The 7376-nt window shown below is 69.5% G+C and carries 5 protein-coding genes; all 5 read left to right on the top strand.

Features of this window, described 5'->3' with window-relative positions:
- A partial coding sequence (locus QQK83_RS18295; protein ID WP_284266751.1) for an N-acetylmuramoyl-L-alanine amidase family protein occupies positions 1-702 on the top strand: 702 nt, incomplete at its 5' end.
- A gap of 205 nt (positions 703-907) precedes the next feature.
- Positions 908-3472, top strand: coding sequence for a penicillin-binding protein 1A (locus QQK83_RS18290; RefSeq protein ID WP_284266749.1), 2565 nt, complete (start codon positions 908-910; stop codon positions 3470-3472).
- 200 nt (positions 3473-3672) lie between these two features.
- A complete protein-coding gene (gene prfB / locus QQK83_RS18285; protein ID WP_284266747.1) occupies positions 3673-4794 on the top strand; it encodes a peptide chain release factor 2 in 1122 nt (373 codons plus the stop codon).
- A gap of 182 nt (positions 4795-4976) precedes the next feature.
- On the top strand, positions 4977-6359 hold the full coding sequence (locus tag QQK83_RS18280) for an amidase (protein WP_284266745.1): 1383 nt from the start codon (positions 4977-4979) through the stop codon (positions 6357-6359).
- Positions 6360-6433: 74 nt separating this feature from the next.
- Positions 6434-7228: a DUF2189 domain-containing protein gene (locus QQK83_RS18275; protein WP_284266743.1), complete on the top strand. Its 795-nt coding sequence runs from the start codon at positions 6434-6436 to the stop codon at positions 7226-7228.
- Positions 7229-7376 lie beyond the last annotated feature (148 nt).

The raw sequence follows: 7376 nt of genomic DNA, 5'->3' as shown, positions 1-7376 counted from the left end.
GGGACTGGAAACGCTGCTGATCGGCGGGTTGGCGGCGTCGATCCGGGCGCCGTGCGCGGCGATCACACCGAGGCCGATCTGGTGCTGACCTTCGCGCGCGAACTGCGCGACGCGCTGCGCCGGACGGGCCGTGTCGAGGTGGTGCTGACCCGCGACAGCGACATGTTCGTGCCGCTGCCGACCCGCGTGACGCTGGCCCGCGCGGCCGACGCCGACCTCTTGGTGTCGCTCCATGCCGATGCGCTGGCCGAGGGGGTGGCGCGGGGGGCGACGGTCTATACCTTGTCCGAAACCGCCTCGGATGCCGCCGCCGAGGCCCTCGCCGAGCAACATGACCGCGCCGACCTGTTGCAGGGGATCGACCTGCACGGGGCCGATGACGTGGTGGCGGGCGTGCTGATGGACCTTGCCCGGCTCGAGACCGCTCCACGCAGCCGGGCCCTGGCCGAGGCGCTTGTCGCCGGGATCGCCGAGGGCGAGTTGCGGCTGCACTCGCGTCCGCTGGGCGAAGCGGGGTTCACCGTGCTGCGGGCGGCCGATATCCCGTCGGTCCTGCTGGAGATCGGCTTCATGTCGGACGAGCGGGACCTGCGCAACATCCTCGATGCGGATTGGCGCGCGCAGATGCAGGCGGCGCTGGTCGACGGCATCCTCGGCTGGGCCGATGCGGATGCAGCGCGCATGTCGCTGGTCCGGCAGTAGGGGTCAGCGCCGGCGCTTCCCTCAGGTCGCGGTTGCGTTCGCGGGCCCATCTCGCGGCCTCGCGCTCGTAGGCGGGACGGATGTCATCGGGTCCGGTCATGCGCACAACATGGTGATGCGCCTGCGGGGCGGAAAGCCGCCCATGGTGTTTGATCGGGCGGGGCGCGGCCTGTATAGGCTTGGCAACAGGAACGGGCAGTGGCTCATGATCCGATTCACGATTGGCTTTTTCGGCGCGATCTTCACCGCCGTCACGCTCGGCATCGTCGCCGTGGCGATCGCGGTGGGCGGTCTGCTCTACATGTATTCCCATGATCTCCCCGATCACGAGGCCTTGGCCAATTACACGCCGCCCACGATCAGCCGCATCTATTCGCGCGAAGGCATGATCGTGGACGAGTTTGCCGCCGAGCGGCGGCTGTTCGTGCCCGCCGACGAGATCCCGGCGCGCATCTCGCATGCCTTCGTCAGCGCCGAGGACCGGAATTTCTACGAGCATGGCGGCTACGACCCGCGCGCCATCGCCGCCGCCTTCGTCGAGGCGGTGCGAAGCCGGGGGCGCGACGTGCGCGGGGCCTCGACCATCACGCAGCAGGTGATGAAGAACTTCCTGCTCGACGGCTCGCGCACCATCGAGCGCAAGGTGCGCGAGATCATCCTTGCCGCCCGGATCGAGACGGCGCTGTCGAAGGACCGCATTCTCGAACTGTATCTGAACGAGATCTTCCTCGGGCAGAACAGTTACGGCGTGGCCGCCGCCGCGCAGACCTATTTCAACGCCAATCTCGAGGATCTGACGCTGGAACAGGCGGCCTATCTTGCGGCGCTGCCGCAGGCACCGTCGAATTTCCACCCGGTGCGCGACTACGACCGCGCGATCAGCCGCCGCAACTACGTGCTGCGCGAGATGTTCGAGAACGGCTATATCTCGCGCGACGAGATGGAGCGCGCGACCGAGCGGCCGCTGGAATCGGTGCAGGGCGGGCATATCGCGCCGTTCCGCACCGCGCGCCCGCCGCGCAACTACTTCACCGACGAGATCCGCCGCCAGCTCTCGGCGCAATACGGCGAGGACGAGTTCTTCACCGGCGGCTATGCCGTGCGCGCCACGATGGACGAGGACCTGCAGCGCGTGGCCGAGCGGGCGCTGCGCCGCGCGCTGGAGCGGTATGACCGCAACCTCGGCCTGTGGCGCGGGGCGGTGGACCGGATCGACCCCGCGCAGCTGCAGGACGAGGCAAGCTGGCGCGAGGCGCTGGCGCGGGCGGACATCGCGCGCGACATCGACGGCTGGTTCCCCGCCGTGGTGCTGGAGGTCGGCGCGAGTGCCGCGCGCATCGGCATCGAGGGCGTGGAGGAGGACGCGGACGGTCATTTCATCCCCGCCGAGGACGTGACCTGGGCGCGGCCGGTCGACGAGGACGGCAACCCCGGGCCGCAGGCGCGGGTGGCGGGCGATCTCCTGTCGGTGGGCGACGTGGTGCATGTGCGCGCCATGACGCGCGACGAGGACGGCAGCTTCCTGCGCTGGACGCTCAGGCAGGTGCCGGGCGTGCAGGGCGGCTTCATGGCGATGGATGTGAACACCGGCCGGGTGCTGGCGATGCAGGGCGGGTTCTCCTACCAGCATTCCAGCTTCAATCGCGCCACGCAGGCGACCCGGCAGCCGGGCTCGAGCTTCAAGCCCTTCGTCTTCGCCGCGGCACTCGACAGCGGCTACAGCCCCAACACAATCGTGCTCGACGCCCCGATCGAGGTGGAGACGGCCGAGGGCATCTGGCGGCCGACCAATGCCTCGAACCAGTTCTACGGTCCCTCGCCGCTGCGCACCGGGATCGAGATGAGCCGCAACCTGATGACGGTGCGCCTTGCGCAGGACGTGGGCATGGAGACGGTGGCCCGCTATGCCGAGCGGTTCGGGGTCTATGACGACATGCAGCCCTTCCTTGCCAACTCGCTGGGCAGCCAGGAGACGACGCTGTTCCGCATGGTCGCGGCCTATGCGATGTTCGCCAATGGCGGCGAGCGGGTGGAGCCGACGCTGGTGGACCGGATCCAGGACCGCTGGGGCAACACGGTCTACCGTCACGACCAGCGCCTGTGCCCCGATTGCCAGCTCGCCTCGCTCGAGCCGGGGCTTGCGCCCGCCATCGTGTCGAACCGCGAGCGGGTGATGGACCCGGTCACCGCCTACCAGCTCACCTCGATGATGCGGGGGGTGGTGGATCGCGGCACTGCGGCCTCGACCGTCAACCTGCCGGTGCCCGCCGCGGGCAAGACCGGCACCACGAACGAGGCGCGCGACGTCTGGTTCGTCGGCTTCACCTCCTCCATCGCGGCGGGCTGCTACATCGGCTACGACCAGCCGCAGCCGCTGGGCCGCGGGGCCTCGGGCGGGGGGATGTGCGGGCCGGTCTTCAACGAGTTCATGCAAGAGGCGATCCGCGAATACGGCGGCGGCGCCTTCGAGGTGCCCGAGGGCGGGGCCTTCTACCCCATCGATCGCTTCTCGGGCCAGCGCCTGCAGGACGGCGCGCAGGGCGACAACGTGGTCTACGAGCTGTTCCGCGAGGGCGAGGAGCCCTATTTCGGCATCCTGTCGATCATCGATGGCGGATGGGGCATGGGCTCGGACCTGCCGCTTTACGGGCAGGGCGAGGCCGCGGCAGCCCCCGACCAGGGCCAGACCGTCACGACATCCACCGGCGAAGCCGCGCGTGTGCCCACCGGCACAAGCCTCGGCACGCTGAGTTCGGGCGGGCTGTATTGACGGCTGGTGGCCGTCGGGCAGGCTTGTCCACCCTACAAGGCGCTGTGGGCCGGCTGGTGCAGCCTGCGGTGGGCGGTGGACCGGTTCCCCGCTGCGCGCCGTGACGTGAAGGCCCGTGCCATGCCCGGCCTGCCGGGCTTGTGGCGCGCGGGCGGGCTGATATATCTCCGGGACTGAACGACAGGAAGAGGCCGAGCCAGATGCGCGCCGAGACGCAAGCCAATATCGAGAAGATCCGGAAATCCCTGACCCTGCTGGGGCAGCGGATGGACATCGAGACCGCGCCGCACCGGCTGGAGGAGTTCAACGCCCGTGTCGAGGACCCGACGCTCTGGGACGATCCCGCGCGCGCGCAGAAGCTGATGCGCGACCGGCAGATGCTGGTCGACCGGATGGGCACCTACGAGGCGATCCGTTCGGGGTTGGCGGACAATGCCGAGCTGATCGAGCTGGGCGAGATGGAGGATGACGCCGAGGTCGTGGCCGAGGCCGAGGCGGCGCTGACCGAGCTGGTCGAGATGGCGGCGAAGAAGGAGCTGGAGGCGCTGCTCGATGGCGAGGCGGATGGCAACGACGCCTTCCTCGAGATCAACGCGGGCGCGGGCGGCACCGAGGCCTGCGACTGGGCGCAGATGCTGGCGCGGATGTATGTCCGCTGGGCCGAGGGCCGCGGCTTCGAGGTGGACCAGCAGGACATGAGCCCCGGCACCGAGGCCGGGATCAAGTCGGTGGTCTACCAGATCAAGGGGCCGAACGCCTATGGCTGGCTGAAGTCGGAATCGGGTGTGCACCGGCTGGTGCGGATCTCGCCCTTCGGCAAGGGCACGCGCGAGACCTCGTTCGCCTCGGTCTGGGTCTACCCGGTGGTCGACGACAACATCGAGATCGAGGTGAACCCCTCCGAGATCCGGATCGACACCTATCGCTCCTCGGGGGCGGGCGGCCAGCACGTGAACACGACCGACTCGGCGGTGCGGATCACGCACCTGCCCACCGGGATCGTGGTGACAAGCTCGGAGAAGTCGCAGCACCAGAACCGCGACATCGCCATGAAGGCGCTGAAATCGCGGCTCTACCAGATGGAGCTGGAGCGGCGCACCGCCTCGATCCAGGAGGCGCATGACAACAAGGGGGATGCGGGTTGGGGCAACCAGATCCGCTCCTACGTGTTGCAGCCCTACCAGATGGTAAAGGACCTGCGGACGGGCTACGAGACGAGCGATACCTCGGGTGTGCTGGATGGCGATCTCGACGGGGTGATGGCGAGCGTTCTGGCGATGGACGTGTCGGGCAAGAGCCGGGCGGAGGCGCGGGCCGACTGATCCTCGGGCGCTGCGCGCCCGACCCGGCGTCGCCCTTGCTCGGGCCCCTGCGGGGCCGCTCGCGCGGGCAAGGGGGGCATGTGGCCCTGCTGCGCCCAGGTTCGGGCCTTGGAGTGGCTGGAGGGTTCGGGAGCCTCCGGCGGGGATATTTTCGAAACGGAGAAGCAGGGGAGCGGTGCGCGATGGGAGAGCTGTGGCGCCTGGGGGCATCGGAACTGAGCGGCAGGATCGCGCGGCGCGAGCTGTCGCCGGTCGATCTGATGCGCGACGTGCTGGGGCGGATCGACGCGGTGAACGGGCCGGTGAACGCGGTTGTGGCACTCAGGGACCGCGAGGCGCTGATGGGCGAGGCGCGGCTGGCCGAGGCGATGCCGCCCGAAGGGTGGCTCCACGGGATACCGGTGGCGGTCAAGGACCTGGTGGGGGTCAAGGGCGTGCCCTCGACCTGGGGCTCGCCGATCCTGAAGGGCAATGTGCCCACGGTCGATGACGGGCTGGTGCGGCGGTTGCGGGCCGCGGGGGCGATCGTGGTCGGCAAGACCAACGTGCCGGCCTTCGGGCTGGGCTCGCACACGGTGAACAAGGTCTATGGTGCGACGCGCAACCCCTATGACCTGTCGCGGAGCGCGGGCGGGTCTTCGGGCGGGGCGGCGGTGGCGCTGGCGCTGGGAATGCTGCCGGTGGCCGACGGGTCGGACATGATGGGCAGCCTGCGCAACCCGGCCGCCTGGAACAATGTCTACGGCTTCCGGCCCACGGCGGGGCTTGTGCCGGGCGAGGCGCGCGAGACCGTCTTTCAGCACCGGCTGTCGACCGAGGGGCCGATGGCGCGCGATATCGAGGACCTGGAGCGGCTGCTGGCCGTGCTGTCGGACGGGGCCTATCGCCCCGGCTCGGGCAGGGTGCCCGCAAGGCCGCGGATCGGCTGGCTGGCCGATTGGGGCGGGGCCTATCCGATGGAGGAAGGCATCCTGGCGCAGTCCGAGGCGGCGCTGGCCGTGATGGAGGGGCTGGGCTGGGAGGTGGTGCCGCTGGCACCGCCCTATCCGGCGGGGGCGCTTTGGGACGCCTGGGTGACCCTGCGCCAGTTCGCCGTCGCGCTGACCCTCGGCGTGCATTGGCGCGACGAATACCGGCAGGCGCTGCTGCCCGCGCAGGCGCGTTGGGAAGTGAGCCACGGTTTCGCGCTGAAGGGCGCCCAGGTGCAATGGGCGACCGAGACGCGGGCGGCCTGGCTGGATGCGGCGCGCGCGATGTTCGAGACCTGCGACGCGGTCGTCCTGCCCTCGACACAGGTCTGGCCCTTCCCGGTCGAAGATCGCTGGCCTGAGCGGATCGGGGATGTGACGATGGACAGCTATCACCGCTGGATGGAGGTGGTGGTGCCTGCCAGCCTGGGCGGGCTGCCCGCATTGGCGCTTCCGGCGGGCTTTGGTGCGGCGGGCCTGCCCGCGGGGGTGCAGCTGATCGGCGCGCCGGGGGCGGATGCGCAGCTTCTTGCGCTGGGGCGTGCCTATCACGCGGCGACCGACTGGCCGGGGCAGAGGACGCCGCCCGATCCCTGATCCCCCTTGGCGGGAGCGCGCGCGCCGGTCTACAGTTTCCGCGGGACGCGCGACCTGGTCAGGGAGGATTGGCCATGAGCGACTTGACCGGGGCGCCGCTGGCGCCCTCTAGACTGCCCGAGCTGCGCGAGATGGCGATGGGCGACATCGGCCACGCCCTGCGTTCGGGCCTGCGGGATTTCCGGCGCAAGCCGATGATGGGGCTCTTCTTTTCCCATGTCTACGTGGTGGGCGGCTGGCTGCTTTACGTCTTCTTCTTCGTGACAGACCAGGTCTGGTGGGCGATCCCGATCACCGTGGGCTTCCCGCTGATCGGGCCATTCCTGGCCGTGGGCCTCTACGAGGTCTCGCGGCGGCTTGAGGCGGGGCAGGCGGAGTGGGCGCGCAACGACATCTTCGGCGTGATCTGGCGCCAGCGCCTGCGGCAGCTTCCCAGCATGGCCTGGGTGATCATCGTCTATTTCCTGTTCTGGTCCTTTTTCGCGCATATGCTCTTTGCGCTCTTCCTCGGGCCTTCGGCGCTGACCAATGTCACCAGCTCCTACGCCTACCTGTTGCAGCCCGAGGGGCTGATCATGCTCGTGGTGGGAAGCGCCTTCGGGGCGGTTTTCGCCTTCGTGCTGTTTTGCCTGACGGCGGTGTCGCTGCCGCTTCTGCTGGAGAAGGAGCTGGATTTCGTCACCGCGATGCTGACCTCGATCGCCGTGGTGCGGAAGAATCCGCGCGTCATGCTGGCCTGGGGGCTCACCATCGCGGCGCTGACCTTTCTCGGGATGCTGCCGGGGCTTGTGGGGCTGTTCGTGGTGCTGCCGGTGCTGGGGCACGCGACATGGCACATCTACCGCTGCGCGCTGCAAAGCGTGGATTGACCGGCGCGGGGCAGGGCAGGGCATGAAAAAAGCCGGGCGCAGGCCCGGCTTTTCGTCATCTCCGACCCGATCGGATCAGGAGCTTTTCATCTCACCCGCGGGCGTGGGGCCGGCCGCTGCGGGGCGCGGCACGGAGGGCGCGGGCGCG

Source organism: Roseicyclus amphidinii (assembly GCF_030163755.1).
Taxonomy (GTDB): domain Bacteria; phylum Pseudomonadota; class Alphaproteobacteria; order Rhodobacterales; family Rhodobacteraceae; genus Roseicyclus; species Roseicyclus amphidinii.
Note: the sequence above shows the minus strand (reverse complement) of the source record. Positions and strands in the feature narration are given on the sequence as shown.

Coding starts and splice junctions, on each gene's coding strand:
- QQK83_RS18290 (WP_284266749.1), top strand. CDS start 908: ATGATCCGATTCACGATTGGCTTTTTCGGCGCGATCTTCACCGCCGTC.
- prfB (WP_284266747.1), top strand. CDS start 3,673: ATGCGCGCCGAGACGCAAGCCAATATCGAGAAGATCCGGAAATCCCTG.
- QQK83_RS18280 (WP_284266745.1), top strand. CDS start 4,977: ATGGGAGAGCTGTGGCGCCTGGGGGCATCGGAACTGAGCGGCAGGATC.
- QQK83_RS18275 (WP_284266743.1), top strand. CDS start 6,434: ATGAGCGACTTGACCGGGGCGCCGCTGGCGCCCTCTAGACTGCCCGAG.